Below are 16,517 nucleotides of genomic sequence, written 5' to 3'. Positions count from 1 at the left end.
ACCGTACTGTCAGCGATCGTAACCCGCAGGAGTAAACGCGGGGCAATGCCTGTGCGTACTTCGGATGCGGCCCACGCCTCGCTCAGGTGCCGCGATCACGAGCGTACCTCCCTGACCAATGTGGCAGCTGTGAGCGGTCCTTCAGCGCAACGCTTCGCCGGTGCGCACCATGTCCGTCGCGGAGCGTTCGAGGTCCGCCGCGGCGCTGTTGATCCGACGGGCGGTTTCGGCCACCTGAGTGCCCAGTCGGCGCACCTCGACGAAGACCCTGACCGCGAGGACGCCCAGAACGGCGAGACCACAGAACCCGAGGGCGATTGCAAGCATCGGCCAGAACATGCGCCGAGCCTAGAGGGTGCCGGGTACGGAGGTGAGACGCAGGGTCCGCACTCCCCCGCCGGTGAGGAGTTCGACGATGCGCTCTCCGGCCGGTTTGCGCACGGCTGACCCGCACTCGGGGCAGGTGAAGGAGTAGAAGGTGGTCTTGCGGCTGCCGCCGATGGCCAGCATCAGGGCCGCCGCGTGCAGCTCGAAGCGGCTGCGGCACTCGGGGCAGGCGGCCTTGAAGACCATCGGCCCGACCGGCCCGGACCGCTCCGGCGACGCGGACCTCTCCGACTCGTCCGGCATCACAGTCACCATCCCTGCTTCTCCTCCACTGGCGTGATTCCTGCCGTCAGTGCCGCCGCGTCACGGCGTACGGTGCGTGTCGTACGCCGTGTCGTAGGCCGCGAGCGCCTCGCGTGCCGCGTTCCTGGCGCTCTCGGCGAGCTCCGGGGGCGACACGATCCGGCCGTCCCGGCCCAGCCGCAGCGCGAGTCTGCGCAGCGAGGCGGGCTCGGGGGTGCGCAGTGCGATCCGCAGGCCGCCGTCCGGCAGTTCCTCCGCGCTGTCGTGCGGGTAGTACTCGGCGACCCAGCGGCCTCCCGGTCCCACCTCGACGACCACCTCGGGGTCGTCGGCGGCCGGCTGCACCAGTGACTCGGAAAGGTCCCTGAGCTCGACCGGCGGCGGGTCGGCGGGGGCGTCGAGCAGCCGGATCTCGGCCACCCGGTCGAGACGGAAGGTGCGGCGCGCCTCCGACTGCCGGCACCAGGCCTCGACGTAGGTGTGGCCGACCGCGAACAGCCGGATCGGGTCGATCTCCCGCTCGGTGAGCTCGTCGCGGGCCGGTGAGTAGTAGCGGATCCACAGGCGGCGGCGCTCCGAGATGGCCCGGTCGACGTCGGCGAAGACGCCGCCCTCGGACTCGAAGGTCACCGACAGCCTGGCGCTCGCGCCCGCGGCCTCTCCCGCCGCTGCCTCGAGTTTGGCCGTGGCGCGCAGCAGCGCCTGCCGATCGCCCTCGCGCAGCCCGGGGAGGGTGGCGACGGCGCGGGCGGCGACCAGCAGCGCGGTCGCCTCGTCGGCGGCCAGCCGCAGCGGCTCCGCGACGTCGTCGGGATTGTGCCACCAGATGCGTTCGCCGTCGGTGTCGATGTCGAGAAGGTCCCCGCCCCGGAAGCTGGTGCCGCACATGGGCAGCACGTCGAGGTCGGAGATCAGTTCGTCCTCGGTGATACCGAAGGCGCGGGCGACGTCGGCGACGTGCGCGCCCGGGCGCTCCCGCAGGTAGGTGACCAGTGACAGCATCCGTCTGGTCTGGTCGATGGCGTTGGCGGCCATGGTCGTGCTTCTCCCCCTCAGCCCTTCGCTACGGCGCGCAGCCGGTCCACCACGTCGGCCCTCAGGTCGGCGGGCTCCAGGACGACCGCGTCGGGCCCGAACTCCACCAGCCAGGCGTCCAGACCGTGCCCGTACGGAATCTCCAACTCGTCCCACCCGTCGCCGAGTTCCCGGGTGCCGACGGCGCGCGCCCGCAGCGGGTAGCCCGCCCCGGCGCGCAGCCGGATCAGCGCGGTGCGGGTGGCGGTCTCGCCCGCCCAGTCCTCGACCGTCTCCCGCACGGTCACCACGTCGGGCACCTCGGCGGTGAACCGTCCGGCGCGGGAGCGGACCCGGCCGGTGATGCGGGAGAGCCGGAAGACCCGCTCGGCAGCACGGTCGCGGTCCCAGCCCGCGAGGTACCAGTGGCCGCGCCAGCATTCCAGGCCCCAGGGCTCGACCTGCCGGGTCTCCGGGCGCACGGCGTTGGACTTGCGGTACTCGAAGACGACGGGGCGCCGGTCGCGGCAGGCGAGCATCAGCGGCTCGAAGGCGGCCTCGTGGACGGGGATGCGGGGTTCGAGGGCGCTGTGCTGGCCCTCGTACGGCTCCTCGGCCGCCTCGGGCATCCCCGCCGCCCGCAGCTTCTGCAGGGCGCCGCTTGCGGCCCCGGCGAGGCGGGCCTGCTGCCAGACCTTCGCGGCCAGTCCCAGGGCCGCGGCCTCCTCGGCGTCGAGGGTGATGGGCGGCAGGCGGTTGCTGTCGCGGCGGGCCAGGTAGCCGGTTTCCCCTTCGAGGTTCTCGACGGTCTCGATGACCAGGCCGAGCTCGCGCAGGTCGTCCTTGTCCCGCTCGAACATCCGGTTGAAGGAGTCGTCGGAACCGGCTTCCATGTACGCCTCGATGGAGCCGCGCAGCTCCCGCTTGCTGAGCGGACGCCGGGTGCCGAGCAGGCACAGGGCCAGATTCATCAGCCGCTCGGCCTTGGCAATGGCCATCGACGCTCGTTCCGCCTTCCCCGCTGCTTCTTGGCGCTTGTCAACGCTTCGTGATGCTTTCCGCGTTGCTTCGCTTCTTCGGTCTGCGATGACGCTTCTGAGCGTTGACCGTACCGCCCCCGGATGCGGTGGCAAAGCCGAGGGCCCACGCCGGTCGGCATGGGCCCTCGGACCGGCCTGGGACCGGAAGAATACGGTCAGACCGCGACCAGGTCACAGACGAAGATCAGCGTCTCGCCCGGCTTGATGGCGCCGCCGCCGGCGCCGCGGTCGCCGTACGCGAGGTGCGAGGGGATGGTCAGCTGGCGGCGGCCGCCGACCTTCATGCCCTGCACGCCCTGGTCCCAGCCGGCGATGACCTGGCCGACGCCCAGCTGGAACTGAAGCGGGGTGCCGCGGTTCCAGGACGCGTCGAACTCCTCGCCGGTGGAGAAGGCCACGCCCACGTAGTGCACGGACACGGTGTCGCCCGCCTTGGCGACCGGGCCGTCGCCCTCCCAGATGTCCTTGATCTCGAGGTCGGCCGGGGGCTCGCCGCCCGGGAAATCGATCTCGGGCTTCTCGATGCTCACTTCACTTACTCCTTGTAGGCGGCATGCAACCCGGACATTCTCACAGACACTGTGATCACACCGTGCCGAGGATGTCCACGACGAAGACCAGCGTGTTCTTGGCGAGCTCGCTCTGCGGGTTGGCGCCGTAGCCGAGGGACGGCGGGATCACCAGCAGCACCCGGTCGCCGACGTTCTTCCCGACCAGGCCCTTGTCCCAGCCCTCCACGACGGAGCCGTTGCCGATCTGGAAGGCGGTGGCGCCCCCGTGGTCCCAGGAGGAGTCGAACTTCTTGCCGTCCTCCCACTTGACCCCGGTGTACTGGGCGACGAGGCCCTGGCCCGCCTCGACCTTCTTGCCGGTGCCCTTGATCAGCACCTGCTCCTCGAGCTCCTTGGGTGCCTTGGCGCCCTTGGGAATGGTGATGGCCGCCGCCTTCCCGGACGGAGCCTTCACCTCGGGCAGACCGGCCTCGGTGGCCGCCTGCTCGCCCTTCGCCTCGGCCTTCACGTCGACCGACGCGGCGCCGACGGCGTCTACGACCCAGATGAGCACGTCGTCCTTGGCGATGCCCGACTCGGTGTTCAGGTTCTCGCCGACCAGATCGCCCGCGGTGCCCTGCACCACGATGCGGCTGCCGGACTTCTTGCCCTTCACGGCTCCGAGGACCTTGGCGGGCAGCTGCTGGCTCTGCTGGCCGATCCGCTCCACGGACTGCCGCCGGGGCGCCTTGTCGCCCGCGGTGGCCGAGGCCCATGTGCCGCCGAGTTCCTGACCGCCGTCCCACTTCTCCACGGCCCAGTCCAGCCGGACGAAGTCGGCGTCCTTGATCGTGGCCCCGTCACCCGTCGACACGGCCTTGACCACGGTGGTGCCGGACGGCTCGCCGTCCTTCGGAACGGAGATCTCGGGCTTGTCCCCGAACTTTCCCTCGACCTGCGCGACGCCGCCCGCCGCGTCACCGTTGCCGTCCCCGTCGCCGTCGGATCCGCACGCGGCGGTGAACAGCAGGGCGGGCACGGCCAGCAGGGCGAGGGCACGTCGCTTCACGTTGTAGTTCATCAGTCCAACTGGGGATCGGGGGCGGGGACAATGGCCGCCACTCTACGTCGTACGCGCGGCGTTCGACGGGTTCTCCCGGCCCACCGAGGTGTTTCGCCCGGTCAGGAGGGTTTCGGACACACCGATGCCCGGCGGGGGTCCCCCTCCGGGCATCGGTGCGGTCCGGCGCGGCGCCGGCGGCCGGCTCACATGCCGGCGATCAGCTTCTCCACCCGGTCGTCCACCGACCGGAAGGGGTCCTTGCACAGCACCGTGCGCTGCGCCTGGTCATTGAGCTTGAGGTGCACCCAGTCGACGGTGAAGTCCCTGCGCTGTTCCTGGGCGCGGCGGATGAAGTCGCCGCGCAGCCGCGCCCTCGTCGTCTGCGGAGGCACCGACTTGCCCTCGAAGATCTTCAGGTCGTTGCAGATCCGCTTGGCCTGCCCCTTCTTCTCCAGGAGGTAGTACAGCCCCCGGCGCCGGTGGATGTCGTGGTACGCGAGGTCTATCTGCGCGACTCTCGGGTGCGACATGGTCATGTTGTTCTTGGCGCGGTACCGCTCGATCAGCTTGTACTTCATGACCCAGTCGATCTCGGTACCGATCCGGTCCAGGTCCTGCTCGCGGATGGCGTCGAGCGTGCGGCCCCACAGCTCCAGGACCTGTTCGACGATGCCGGTGCGGATACCCCGCCGCTCGCAGAAGTCCACGGCCTTCTCGTAGTACTCCTCCTGGACCTCGAGGGCGGAGGCCTCCCGGCCGCTGGCCAGCCGCACCTTGCGCTGGCCGGTGATGTCGTGGCTGACCTCGCGGATGGCCCGGATGGGATTCTCCAGGGTGAGGTCGCGCATCACGGTGCCGGCCTCGATCATGCGCAGGACGAGGTCGGTGGCGCCGACCTTGAGCAGCATGGTCGTCTCGGACATGTTGGAGTCGCCCACGATGACGTGCAGCCGGCGGTACCGCTCGGCGTCGGCGTGCGGTTCGTCGCGGGTGTTGATGATGGGGCGGGAGCGGGTGGTGGCCGAGCTCACGCCCTCCCAGATGTGCTCGGCGCGCTGGCTGACGCAGTAGACCGCGCCGCGCGGGGTCTGCAGCACCTTCCCCGCGCCGCAGAGCAGCTGCCTGGTGACCAGGAACGGGATGAGGATGTCCGCGAGACGGGAGAACTCGCCGTGCCGCGCGACCAGGTAGTTCTCGTGGCAGCCGTAGGAGTTGCCGGCCGAGTCGGTGTTGTTCTTGAAGAGGTAGACGTCGCCCGCGATGCCCTCTTCGTGCAGGCGGCGCTCGGCGTCGACCAGCAGGCCTTCGAGGATGCGCTCGCCGGCCTTGTCGTGGGTCACCAGCTCGGTCACGTTGTCGCACTCGGGAGTCGCGTACTCCGGGTGCGAGCCGACATCGAGGTAGAGGCGGGCGCCGTTGCGCAGGAAGACATTGCTGCTCCGGCCCCAGGACACCACCCGGCGGAACAGATAGCGCGCTACCTCGTCAGGGGACAGTCGGCGCTGTCCCCTGAAGGTGCAAGTGACTCCGTACTCGTTCTCGAGCCCGAAAATGCGGCGGTCCATGAGTGCTCCATTTCCCCGGGGGCGAACCCCCGGACCCCCGGCCGACGAGCCGGCCGGCCGAGGCGTCCCGCAGGACATCGCGAGGCGAACCTGAATGAACACTACGCCCGATGCCGGGTGCTGAAACCGGGTTCAGCTGTCCGCGTTGGATCATTTTCGGCGACTGTCCGGATCCGGCCGGGGCGCCCGGGAGCTGCGAGTACCCGCCGGGTGGACAGCAGCACCGCCAGCGCGACCAGGCCCGCGCCGCCGGCGACGGCGAAGCCGGAGGCCGTTCCTCCGATCTCGACGGCGGGCCCCGCGAAGGCCGTCCCGGCTGCGGCACCCACCCCGAAGGCGGTCACCAGCCACGAGAAGGCCTCGGTGACCGTGCCCGCCGGGGCAACGCGGTCGACGACGATGAAGACGGTGGCGAGGCAGGGGGCCAGGAAGACGCCGGAGAGCACGGTGAGCGAGGCCATCGCGGGCACCCCGGGGGTGAGGACGAGCGGCAGGTAGCCGAGGGCGAGCAGGGCGACGAGGACGAGCAGCCGCTTCTCCGGGGCGCCGGCCCACTTCCGGGCCCCGTAGGCCACGCCGCCGAGGAGGGCACCGAACCCGTTGGCGGCCATCAGCCAGCCGTAGACGGAGGTGTCACCGTGGTCGTCGGCGTACGCGGAGGCGGCGACGGTGATGGAGCCCAGGGCGACGCCGACGAAGAAGAAGGCGCCGAGCAGAGTGAGCAGGCCGGGAGAGCGCAGGGCGCCCAGCCAGTGCGCCTCCCGGGGTGCCGAGCGCCACGCCCGGGAGGGCTCGGACAGGACCACGGACAGTGCGCCCAGGACGCCGAGGGCGTTGATGGCCAGCAGGGCGGCCGCCTCCGACCACAGGGCGATGCCGAGGGTGACCAGCAGCGGTCCGAGGGCGAACATCAGCTCCTGGGCGACCGCGTCCAGGGCATAGGCCGTGTGCACCTGGTCCTCACGCCCCAGGACGCTGGGCCACAGGGCGCGCAGGCCGCCCTCCAGCGGCGGGGTGAAGAGCCCGGCGAGGCCCACCGCGACGCAGGAGACGGCCAGGGACTCCAGCGCGCCGAGGGCGAAGACGGCCATCGCGAGCGCCGACAGGACGGCCGCGGGGAGCATGACCAGGGGCTGGCCCTTCAGGTCGACGGCGCGGCCGAGGAGCGGCTGCCCCACGGCGGTGGCCAGTCCGTACACGGCGGCGAGGACCCCGGCGAGCGTGTAGCTGCCGCCCTCGGCGCGGACGAAGAGCACGATCGCGATGTGGCCGGTGGCGCTCGGCAGCCGCCCTATGAGGGTGCCGGCCAGCAGCCGGGCGGCGTGCCGCGCTCTCAGCAGCTCCGCGTAGCTCGCGCCCATGTCCTGCTCCTCTCCCCGGCACGCCGAGGTTTTACGTATAACTGCCGTTCCATACGTACCATGTCGGCAGTCCGCGGTCCACCGGCAGAGCGAGGCGAGACAGCAGTGAGATCACCCACCAGCCGGGACGTGGCACGGGAGGCCGGCGTCTCCCAGGCGGCCGTGTCGCTGGTGATGGGAGAGAAGTGGCGGGGCCGGGTCTCCGTGCGGACCGCCGAGCGGGTGAGGGAGGCCGCCCGGGAACTCGGCTACCGGCCCAACCTCGCGGCGCGCAGTCTCCGCCTCGGGCGGACCAGGACCGCGCTGCTGGTCGTGCCGGCGCTCACCAACGAGTTCTTCGCCCGGGTCTACGCGGGCGCCGCCTCGGTCGCCGCCGATCACGGCTTCGGTGTGGTCCTCTACCCCTCCCCCGAGGGCATGGGACCGGCCCGCGACCCCTTCGACTCGGCGCAGGCCGCACTGGACGGCGTCATCGCCTCCTCCATGGCCGCCGAGGCGGTCGCCGCGATCCGCGGCACGGAACTTCCGCTGGTGATGCTGGACAGCGACCCCGCGAGCCCGGGCATCGCGGCGGCCGTCAACCCCGACATCGCGGACGGCATGCGGCAGGTGGCGGAGCATCTGCTGGCGCTGGGCCACCGTAGGTTCGCGCACCTGGCGGCGGACATCGACTCCTGGACCTTCACGGTACGGGCCGAGGCGCTGGCCGGCGCGCTGCGCGCCGTACCCGGCACCTCGCTGGGCACCGCACCTGCGGACCTGACGGTGGACGCGGCCCGAGCCGCCGCCGAGCGGATCCTGACGGCGCCGGGACCCCGTCCGACGGCGCTGGTCTGCGACGACGACATCCTGGCCGCCGGCGCCTGCAAGGCGGCCCGCCGCCTGGGCCTGCGGGTCCCCGAGGACCTCTCGGTGACCGGGTTCACCGATCTGTCCCTCGCGACGGCCGTCGAGCCGGAGCTCACCACGGTCAGCCTGCCCGCGGAACAGGTCGGCGAGCACGGCATGTCCGCCCTCCTCGCGCTGCTGGACGGCCGCACGCCGAAGACCGGCACCCTCCCCGTCACCTTCGTCCCGCGCGCCTCCACGGCCCCGCCGCGCGACCCGTAGGGCGCGGCACCGGCTCCGGTCGTTCCGGACCGCGGGCCACCGCGGCCCGGAACGCGCCGCGCCCCCGGCCGCGGGGCGGCGAGGGGCGCGGAGGCGAGGTGGTACGGCGACGTCACTCGTCTTCGGAGGACTCCCGGGGTTCTTCCGAGGAGCCGGACTCCGTGGACTCGGCGGAGTCGGCCTCGGCCTCCAGCAGGCGGGAGAGCTGACGGCCGACGATGCGCTTGAACTTTCTCTTCTGGGGCCGGGTCCGGTCGAGCACGGCGACCTCGAGCCGCTCGGCGGGGATCTCGCGCTCGGTGCCGTTGGTGTCCCGGGACAGCGCCTGCACGGCCAGCTTCAGCGCCTCCGCCAGGCTCATGCCGTCGCGGTGCCGCTGGTCGAGGAAGCTGCTGATGGTCTCCGCGTTGCCGCCGACCGCGACCGAGCCGTGCTCGTCGACGATGGAGCCGTCGTGCGGCAGCCGGTAGATCTGGTCCCCCTCGGGCGAGGCGCCGACCTCGGCGACGACCAGCTCCACCTCGTACGGCTTCTCCGCGGCGCTCGAGAAGATCGTGCCCAGCGTCTGGGCGTAGACGTTGGCCAGCCCACGGGCCGTCACGTCGTCCCGGTCGTAGGTGTATCCGCGCAGGTCGGCGTAGCGGACGCCACCGATCCGCAGGTTCTCGTACTCGTTGTACTTGCCGGCGGCGGCGAAGCCGATCCGGTCGTAGATCTCGCTGAACTTGTGCAGCGCGCGGGACGGGTTCTCGCCGACGAAGACGATGCCGTCGGCGTACTGCAGCACGACCAGGCTGCGGCCGCGGGCGATCCCCTTGCGGGCGTATTCCGCCCGGTCGGCCATGGCCTGCTGGGGTGAGACATAGAACGGCGTCGACACCGGCTATCCGTCCCTTTCTGTCGGGTTCACTGGCGAAGGCTCGAGGATTCGGACGCGGCGGAGTCAGAGGAGGGCGGCCCGGGGGCCGTCGGGCTGTTCGAGACGCCGCTCGTGGATCGAGCGCGCGATCTGCGAGGACTCCGCCTCGGTGAGCTTCCTGAAGCCCTCGTCGGTGATGACGGTGACGATGGGGTAGATCCGGCGGGCCATGTCGGGGCCACCGGTCGCCGAGTCGTCGTCCGCGGCGTCGTACAGCGCCTGGACGACCAGCATGGTGGCCTCGTCCTCGGTCAGGTCCTCGCGGTAGAGCTTCTTGAGCGAGCCGCGCGCGAAGATCGAGCCGGAGCCGGTGGCAGCGAAGCCGTGCTCCTCCGACCGGCCGCCGGTGACGTCGTACGAGAAGATCCGGCCCTTCTCCCGGTCCAGGTCGTAGCCCGCGAAGAGCGGGACCACGGCGAGGCCCTGCATGGCCATGCCGAGGTTGCTGCGGATCATGGTGGAGAGCCGGTTCGCCTTGCCCTCCAGGGAGAGCGTGGCGCCCTCGACCTTCTCGAAGTGCTCCAGCTCCAGCTGGAAGAGTTTGACCATCTCGACGGCGAGGCCCGCGGTGCCCGCGATGCCCACGGCGGAGTACTCGTCGGCGGGGAAGACCTTCTCGATGTCGCGCTGGGCGATCATGTTGCCCATCGTCGCCCGGCGGTCACCGGCCAGCACCACACCGCCGGGGAACGTGGCCCCGACGATCGTCGTGCCGTGCGGCGCCTCGATGACGCCCTTCATGGGCGGCAGCGCGCGCTTGCCGGGAAGCAGCTCGGGCTGGTGTTCGGCCAGGAAGTCCATGAACGAGGACGAGCCGGGCGTCAGGAAGGCAGCAGGCAGACGCCCGGTGCTGCGAGGGTTGGCTTCCACGCGTTTCCTTCCGGATAGGCGAAGGCCCGCACCGAAGGGGGGCCGATCATAGGAACTGTGCACGGACCTTACCCGGGTCTTCGCCGGTCATCCGTCCCGGTGCCACCGGTCTTGGTCCGGTGGCACCGGGACGGGAGGTCTCCGGCGGATCCCGACGGAGTCGGGGTCTACTCCCCGCCCTTCTGGACGAAGGACCTCACGAAGTCCTCGGCATTCTCTTCCAGGACGTCGTCGATCTCGTCCAGGACGGAGTCCACGTCGTCGCTCAGCTTCTCGTGGCGCTCCTTGAGGTCCTCGGAGGCCTGCGCCTCCTGCGCCTGCTCCTCGACCTCCTCGGTGGAACGCGTCGCCTTCTGCTGTCCGCCGCCGGTGTCCTTGGTCGCCATTTCCCTCACCCCGCTCGGTTGACGTACAAGATCAGACCCTACAAGCAGGGTCCGACACGGGCCCCGTACTTGCTCCAACGTCCGGGACCCACCTTCATGATTCCCATTCGGAGGGCTTTTCAGCCGCGATCAACGGCGCGATCGGCCGCGATCAACGGCCGGAGAGCACCCTGACCAGGTCTTCCGCGGTACGACAGCGGTCCAGGAGCTCCTTGACGTGGTTGCGGGTGCCGCGCAGTGGCTCCAGGGTGGGAACCCGTTGCAGAGAGTCACGGCCGGGCAGATCGAAGATCACGGAGTCCCAGGAGGCGGCGGCCACGTCGTCGGCGTACTGCTCCAGGCAGCGGCCGCGGAAATAGGCCCTGGTGTCCTCGGGGGGCTTGGTCTCCGCCCGCTCCACCTCGGGCTCGTCCAGCAACCGCTTCATCTTGCCGCGGGCCACCAGGCGGTTGTACAGGCCCTTGTCCGGCCGCACGTCGGCGTACTGGAGATCCACGAGGTGCAGCCGCGCCGCGTCCCACTCGAGGCCGTCACGGCGCCGGTAGCCCTCGAGGATCTCCCGCTTCGCCACCCAGTCCAGCTCGCCGGACAGGCTCATGGGGTCGGTCTCCAGGCGCCCCAGGACGTCCTCCCAGCGGGTCAGGACGTCCTTGGTCTGCTCGTCCGCGTCGGCGCCGAAGCGCTCCTCGACGTACTTCCTGGCGAGCTCGTAGTACTCCATCTGCAACTGCACGGCGGTGAGTGTCCGGCCGCTGCGCAGCGTGACCAGGCGCTTGAGTGTGGGGTCGTGGGAGACCTGGTGCAGCGTGCGGACCGGCTGCTCGACCGCCAGGTCGACGGCGATGAAGCCGTCCTCGATCATGGAGAGCACCAGGCTGGTCGTGCCGAGCTTGAGGTAGGTCGAGATCTCGGACAGATTGGCGTCGCCGATGATCACATGGAGCCTGCGGTACTTCTCCGCGTCGGCGTGCGGCTCGTCACGGGTGTTGATGATCGGGCGCTTGAGGGTGGTCTCCAGGCCGACCTCGACCTCGAAGTAGTCGGCGCGCTGACTCAGCTGGAAGCCGTGCTCGTGGCCGTCCTGGCCGATGCCGACCCGGCCGGCGCCGGTGACAACCTGCCGGGAGACGAAGAACGGCGTCAGGTGCCGCACGATGTCCGAGAACGGCGTCTCCCGCCTCATCAGGTAGTTCTCGTGGGTGCCGTAGGAGGCGCCCTTGTTGTCCGTGTTGTTCTTGTACAGGTGGATCGGCTGTGCGCCCGGGAGCTGGGCGGCCCGTTCCGCGGCCTCCGCCATGATGCGCTCGCCCGCCTTGTCCCACAGGACCGCGTCGCGCGGGTTGGTCACCTCGGGAGCGCTGTACTCGGGGTGGGCGTGGTCGACGTAGAGCCGCGCGCCATTGGTGAGGATGACATTGGCCAGGCCGATGTCCTCGTCGGTGAGCTGGCTGGTGTCCGCGGCCTCGCGGGCGAGGTCGAAGCCACGGGCGTCCCGCAGTGGATTCTCCTCCTCGAAGTCCCAGCGGGCGCGGCGCGCCCGGTGCATCGCCGCCGCGTAGGCGTTGACGATCTGGGACGAGGTGAGCATGGCATTGGCGCTGGGGTGGCCGGGCACGGAGATCCCGTACTCCGTCTCGATGCCCATTACTCGCCGTACGGTCATGCGGCCCTCCTTGCCCGGCGGCGCCCCGCGGTGGGGTCGACGCTCAAGTACCGCTTTTTCTCCGGAGCGTGTGCGGTGCCCGTCCCCGCGCTGCGCAAACCGGCGGTACGAAAGAGCCTAGAACGCCTCCGCGCCGTCGGGGAGATCATTTGCGTCATTGGTCGGCTCCGGTCCCGCCCCGCAAAAACAGTCGGCTGCGGATGCCCCCGGGGAGGCATCCGCAGCCGCCCTGTCATTTACAGGTACTGACCGGTGTTCGCCACCGTGTCGATGGAGCGTCCTGTGTCGGCGCCCTGCTTTCCGGTGACCAGGGTGCGGATGTACACGATCCGCTCGCCCTTCTTTCCGGAGATCCGGGCCCAGTCGTCGGGGTTGGTGGTGTTCGGCAGGTCCTCGTTCTCCTTGAACTCGTCCACGCAGGCGGCGAGCAGGTGGGAGACCCTCAGACCTTTCTGGTTCTGGTCGAGGAAGGCCTTGATGGCCATCTTCTTGGCCCGGTCGACAATGTTCTGGATCATCGCGCCGGAATTGAAGTCCTTGAAGTACAGGACTTCCTTGTCGCCGTTCGCGTATGTGACCTCGAGGAAGCGGTTCTCCTCGGATTCGGCGTACATCTGCTCGACGACGGACTGGATCATGCCCTGGACGGTCGCCGCCGGGTCGTTGTTGTGCTCGGTGAGGTCGTCCGTGTGCAGCGGCAGGGAGTCCTTCAGATACTTGGTGAAGATGTCCCGCGCGGCCTCGGCGTCCGGGCGCTCGATCTTGATCTTGACGTCGAGACGGCCGGGGCGCAGGATCGCCGGGTCGATCATGTCCTCACGGTTGGAGGCACCGATGACGATGACGTTCTCCAGGCCCTCCACACCGTCGATCTCGGCGAGCAGCTGCGGGACGATGGTGTTCTCCACGTCCGAGCTGACACCGGAGCCGCGGGTGCGGAAGAGGGATTCCATCTCGTCGAAGAAGACGATGACGGGCGTGCCCTCGCTGGCCTTCTCCCGCGCACGTTGGAAGACGAGGCGGATGTGCCGCTCGGTCTCGCCGACGTACTTGTTCAGGAGCTCGGGGCCCTTGATGTTCAGGAAGTAGGACTTCCCCGCGGGCCGGCCGGTCACCTCGGCGACCTTCTTGGCGAGGGAGTTCGCGACGGCCTTCGCGATCAGCGTCTTGCCGCAGCCGGGAGGCCCGTAGAGCAGGACGCCCTTGGGCGGGCGCAGCTCGTGCTCCTTGAAGAGGTCGGGGTGGAGGTACGGGAGCTCGACCGCGTCGCGGATCATCTCGATCTGGTTGCCCAGACCGCCGATCTTGTCGTAGTCGATGTCGGGGACCTCTTCGAGGACGAGTTCCTCGACCTCGCTCTTCGGGATGACCTCGTAGACGTAGCCTGACCTGGGTTCCAGCAGCAGGGCGTCGCCCGAGCGGATGGTCACGTCCAGCAGCGGCTCGGCGAGCCGCACCACCCGTTCCTCGTCCGTGTGCCCCACCACCAGGGCGCGCTCGCCGTCCTCGAGGATCTCCTTGAGGGTGACGATCTCCCCGGCGCGCTCGAACTCCATGGCCTCGACCACGTTGAGCGCCTCGTTGAGCATGACTTCCTGGCCGCGCCTGAGCTCGTCGAGCTCGACGCTGGGGCTGACGTTCACCCGGAGCTTGCGGCCCCCGGTGAAGATGTCGGCGGTGCCGTCCTCGTTCGCCTGCAGGAAGACACCGAATCCGGCCGGCGGCTGCGCGAGCCGGTCGACCTCCTCCTTGAGGGCCACGATCTGATCGCGGGCCTCGCGGAGCGTGTTGGCGAGCCGCTCGTTCTGAGCGGACACGCCGGCCAGGTTGGTCTGCAGCTCGACGATCCGCTCTTCGAGAATCCTCGTGTGACGCGGAGAGTCGGCGAGCTTGCGTCGCAGGACGGCGATCTCCTGCTCGAGATAGGCAACCTGGCCGGCGGGGTCCTCAGACCCCCGCCCCGGCCGGATGCCGCGGTTGATGTCGTCGTCGTGGGCTGCCACGGTCCTCACCTCCTCCAAGGGGAGCTGGACGCTTCCTGACCCTACCTGGGTGGTGGGTGATTGAAACCCCTAGATCACAAAGACGGTCGGGGTGTGTCCGATCTTCACCCTTGCGTACTCCCTCACGTCAGCTGGATACCCACCCAACGGCATCGGAAAGCGGGCGGTTGTATCGTCGGGATGGTCAACACCCGCCAGGGCTGGTGACTTTTGATACACGTTGGATCACGCGCGCAGGAAACGGCAGGCGATATGTCCGTGCAGAACGAGGCCCCGACCGAGACCGGCGCCGACAGTCTGGAGGTCTGGATCGACCAGGACCTCTGCACCGGCGACGGCATCTGCGCCCAGTACGCGCCCGAGGTCTTCGAGCTCGACATCGACGGCCTGGCGTATGTCAAGAGCTCCCAGGACGAACTGCTCCAGTCGCCGGGCGCCTCGGCGCCGGTCCCGCTTCCGCTGCTGCAGGATGTGGTCGATTCCGCCCGCGAGTGCCCGGGGGAGTGCATCCACGTGCGGCGCGCTTCGGACGGCGTCGAGGTGTACGGGCCCGACGCTGAGTAGTTGGACGGCTGCGCACCGCCAGAGCGGTGTGCGGCGTCACGGTCTCGGACACCCCCGACCGTGACGCACATCACACGATGATCACACGGCGGGTGCGCCCGCCTGTTGCGTACGTACGAACTTTCCTTCCAGCCACTGCCAGTTGACCCGCTCCTGGACGTCGGGGCAGCAGCGTGGCACCTCGTCGGAGGAGTAACCGAGCAGGGTCGCGGAGACACGGCCGTCGCGCACGGCGAACTCCGTGACGCTCAGCCGCTGGTCGGGTTCGACGAAGGTGGCCACGACGCGGGGCGCGTCCTCCTCCTCGGCCCGGGTCAGGACGTAGACCCCGCTTGGCGGTGTGCCGAAGCCGGCCTCGCAGCGGACCACCGCGACCGTCTCCGGCCGGCCGTCGCCGTCGAGGTCGCCGGAGGCGTGCTCGACGACCTCCGGTCCCTCCGTGCCGCACTTCATGGGGAACGTCGCCGCCGCGGGGTCGGGGGCGGCGACCGGTGTGGGCCCAGGTCCCGACTGGGCACGGACCTGGTTGGCGGTGGCGCCGGACGGCTGGATCAGCGCGGAGAGCGCGACGACTGCGGCGAGGGCGGTGGCGGTGGCCAGCCAGTGCACCGGACGCGTCTGCGTATGGGCGAGAGCGAGGTCCGGAAGCGCGGAATGCTGCACTCGGGATGTCTCCTGTGAGAGCAGTGCCAGTGGGAGTGTCCCGCATGCTGCCACACCGCGTTCCGGCGTGGAACCAGTGGGTCCGGGTCTTCAACGAAAAGACGCCGCCGCCGAGTTCCCCCTGCGGTGCGGGAACTCGGCGGCGGCGCCGGAGTGTTGTGCCGGTCTGCCTGGATTCAGCCCTTGTTGGGTCCTTCGTAGTCCTCGCCGTAGGCGCCCTTCGCCGGCCGGCGGCGGCGCATCGGGGGCTCGACGCCGTCCGCGAGGCGGCGGGCGGTGACGAGGAAGCCGGTGTGGCCGATCATCCGGTGGTCGGGGCGCACGGCCAGGCCCTCGACGTGCCAGTTGCGGATCATCGACTCCCAGGGCTGGGGCTCGGCGAAGCAGCCGATCTCCCTGATGGACTCCACGGTCCTGGCGAGCTGGGTGGTGGTGGCGACGTACGCGCACAGGATGCCGCCGGGTACGAGCGCCTTGGAGACGGCCTCCAGACACTCCCAGGGGGCGAGCATGTCCAGGACGACCCGGTCCACATCGGTGTCGGAGAGGTTGTCCTGGAGGTCGCCGACGGTGAGCTGCCAGGCGGGGTGCGGGCCGCCGAAGTAGCGCTCCACGTTCGCCTGCGCGATCTCGGCGAAGTCCGCCCGGCGCTCGTAGCTGTGCAGCATGCCCTGGTCCCCGATGGCACGCAGCAGGAAGGCGCTCAGCGAGCCCGAGCCCACTCCCGCCTCCACGACGCGGGCGCCGGCGAAGATGTCGGCGAAGGCCAGGATCTGGCCCGCGTCCTTGGGGTAGACCACGGCGGCGCCGCGGGGCATGGACAGGACGTAGTCGGGGAGCAGGGGACGCAGCGCGAGGTACGCGACGTTCCCCGTGGTACGGACAACACTGCCCTCGGGAGCGCCGATCAGCTCGTCGTGCGGGAAGGAACCCTTGTGGGTGTGGAAATTCTTCCCGGCCTCGAGCGTGAACGTGTAGTGGCGTCCCTTGGGGTCGGTGAGCTGGACCTGGTCCCCGACCTTGAAGGGCCCGCGTCGGCGGGCGGCACCGGTCGGTTCGGACATGTGACCAGGTTACCCGCGCCCGGGCGGTGCCGTGACCGCGGTGCGCGGCGCACCCCGGCGGGCGGAGTCCCGGGGGTGCCGGGCCCCGGAACCGGGTCCCGGGGACCGGGC

General features: G+C 70.1%; 17 protein-coding genes. 2 read left to right on the top strand and 15 right to left on the bottom strand.

What is annotated here, in order from left to right; translation table 11 throughout:
* Positions 1 to 141 precede the first annotated feature (141 nt).
* From GUY61_RS01325 to GUY61_RS01290, 8 genes are all read right to left on the bottom strand, one after another.
* Positions 142 to 339, bottom strand: a complete 198-nt coding sequence (locus tag GUY61_RS01325; RefSeq protein WP_166628152.1) for a hypothetical protein — start codon at positions 337 to 339, stop codon at positions 142 to 144.
* A gap of 9 nt (positions 340 to 348) precedes the next feature.
* Positions 349 to 642 (bottom strand): hypothetical protein, encoded by a 294-nt coding sequence (locus GUY61_RS01320; protein ID WP_398953806.1) that lies wholly within the window; start codon positions 640 to 642, stop codon positions 349 to 351.
* Positions 643 to 690: 48 nt separating this feature from the next.
* Complete coding sequence (locus GUY61_RS01315) at positions 691 to 1,665, bottom strand: YafY family protein (protein ID WP_166628151.1); 975 nt, start codon at positions 1,663 to 1,665, stop codon at positions 691 to 693.
* Between the two features lie 17 nt (positions 1,666 to 1,682).
* A complete protein-coding gene (locus GUY61_RS01310; protein ID WP_166628150.1) occupies positions 1,683 to 2,642 on the bottom strand; it encodes a YafY family protein in 960 nt (319 codons plus the stop codon).
* 197 nt (positions 2,643 to 2,839) lie between these two features.
* The gene (locus GUY61_RS01305; RefSeq protein WP_166628149.1) at positions 2,840 to 3,214 is read right to left on the bottom strand and encodes an FKBP-type peptidyl-prolyl cis-trans isomerase; all 375 of its coding nucleotides are present in this window, start codon (positions 3,212 to 3,214) and stop codon (positions 2,840 to 2,842) included.
* 55 nt (positions 3,215 to 3,269) lie between these two features.
* Positions 3,270 to 4,256 carry an FKBP-type peptidyl-prolyl cis-trans isomerase gene (locus GUY61_RS01300; RefSeq protein WP_166628148.1) on the bottom strand — a complete coding sequence of 329 codons (987 nt, stop codon included), beginning with the start codon at positions 4,254 to 4,256 and terminating at the stop codon, positions 3,270 to 3,272.
* 185 nt (positions 4,257 to 4,441) lie between these two features.
* A complete protein-coding gene (gene pafA / locus GUY61_RS01295; protein ID WP_166628147.1) occupies positions 4,442 to 5,803 on the bottom strand; it encodes a Pup--protein ligase in 1,362 nt (453 codons plus the stop codon).
* Positions 5,804 to 5,904: 101 nt separating this feature from the next.
* Positions 5,905 to 7,164, bottom strand: coding sequence for an MFS transporter (locus tag GUY61_RS01290; RefSeq protein ID WP_166628146.1), 1,260 nt, complete (start codon positions 7,162 to 7,164; stop codon positions 5,905 to 5,907).
* 60 nt (positions 7,165 to 7,224) lie between these two features.
* On the opposite strand from GUY61_RS01290, the gene GUY61_RS01285 reads away from it, so the two are divergent.
* Entirely contained in the window at positions 7,225 to 8,274 is a 1,050-nt protein-coding gene (locus GUY61_RS01285; protein ID WP_166628145.1) for a LacI family DNA-binding transcriptional regulator, read from the top strand.
* Positions 8,275 to 8,386: 112 nt separating this feature from the next.
* On the opposite strand, the gene prcA is transcribed toward GUY61_RS01285, so the two are convergent.
* The 5 genes from prcA to arc all read right to left on the bottom strand — a co-directional run bounded on the left by prcA (position 8,387) and on the right by arc (position 14,115).
* A complete protein-coding gene (prcA, locus tag GUY61_RS01280) occupies positions 8,387 to 9,154 on the bottom strand; it encodes a proteasome subunit alpha (RefSeq protein ID WP_166628144.1) in 768 nt (255 codons plus the stop codon).
* 63 nt (positions 9,155 to 9,217) lie between these two features.
* The gene (gene prcB, locus GUY61_RS01275; protein WP_166628143.1) at positions 9,218 to 10,063 is read right to left on the bottom strand and encodes a proteasome subunit beta; all 846 of its coding nucleotides are present in this window, start codon (positions 10,061 to 10,063) and stop codon (positions 9,218 to 9,220) included.
* Positions 10,064 to 10,230: 167 nt separating this feature from the next.
* Positions 10,231 to 10,449: a ubiquitin-like protein Pup gene (locus GUY61_RS01270; RefSeq protein WP_059248381.1), complete on the bottom strand. Its 219-nt coding sequence runs from the start codon at positions 10,447 to 10,449 to the stop codon at positions 10,231 to 10,233.
* Between the two features lie 151 nt (positions 10,450 to 10,600).
* On the bottom strand, positions 10,601 to 12,112 hold the full coding sequence (gene dop / locus GUY61_RS01265; RefSeq protein WP_398953796.1) for a depupylase/deamidase Dop: 1,512 nt from the start codon (positions 12,110 to 12,112) through the stop codon (positions 10,601 to 10,603).
* 236 nt (positions 12,113 to 12,348) lie between these two features.
* Positions 12,349 to 14,115 carry a proteasome ATPase gene (gene arc / locus GUY61_RS01260; protein ID WP_166628142.1) on the bottom strand — a complete coding sequence of 589 codons (1,767 nt, stop codon included), beginning with the start codon at positions 14,113 to 14,115 and terminating at the stop codon, positions 12,349 to 12,351.
* A gap of 252 nt (positions 14,116 to 14,367) precedes the next feature.
* On the opposite strand from arc, the gene GUY61_RS01250 reads away from it, so the two are divergent.
* Positions 14,368 to 14,679, top strand: a complete 312-nt coding sequence (locus tag GUY61_RS01250; RefSeq protein ID WP_166628141.1) for a ferredoxin — start codon at positions 14,368 to 14,370, stop codon at positions 14,677 to 14,679.
* Between the two features lie 81 nt (positions 14,680 to 14,760).
* Here the strand turns inward: GUY61_RS01250 and GUY61_RS01245 are convergent, their stop codons facing one another.
* A complete protein-coding gene (locus tag GUY61_RS01245) occupies positions 14,761 to 15,342 on the bottom strand; it encodes a hypothetical protein (protein WP_166628140.1) in 582 nt (193 codons plus the stop codon).
* A 176-nt stretch (positions 15,343 to 15,518) separates the two neighbouring features.
* Complete coding sequence (locus GUY61_RS01240) at positions 15,519 to 16,406, bottom strand: tRNA (adenine-N1)-methyltransferase (protein WP_166628139.1); 888 nt, start codon at positions 16,404 to 16,406, stop codon at positions 15,519 to 15,521.
* Positions 16,407 to 16,517: the final 111 nt, after the last annotated feature.

Source organism: Streptomyces sp. GC420 (genome assembly GCF_009916105.1).
Classification (GTDB): Bacteria; Actinomycetota; Actinomycetes; order Streptomycetales; family Streptomycetaceae; genus Streptomyces.
The sequence above is the reverse complement of the archived record's forward strand: the minus strand, read 5'-3'. Positions and strand labels throughout refer to the sequence as shown.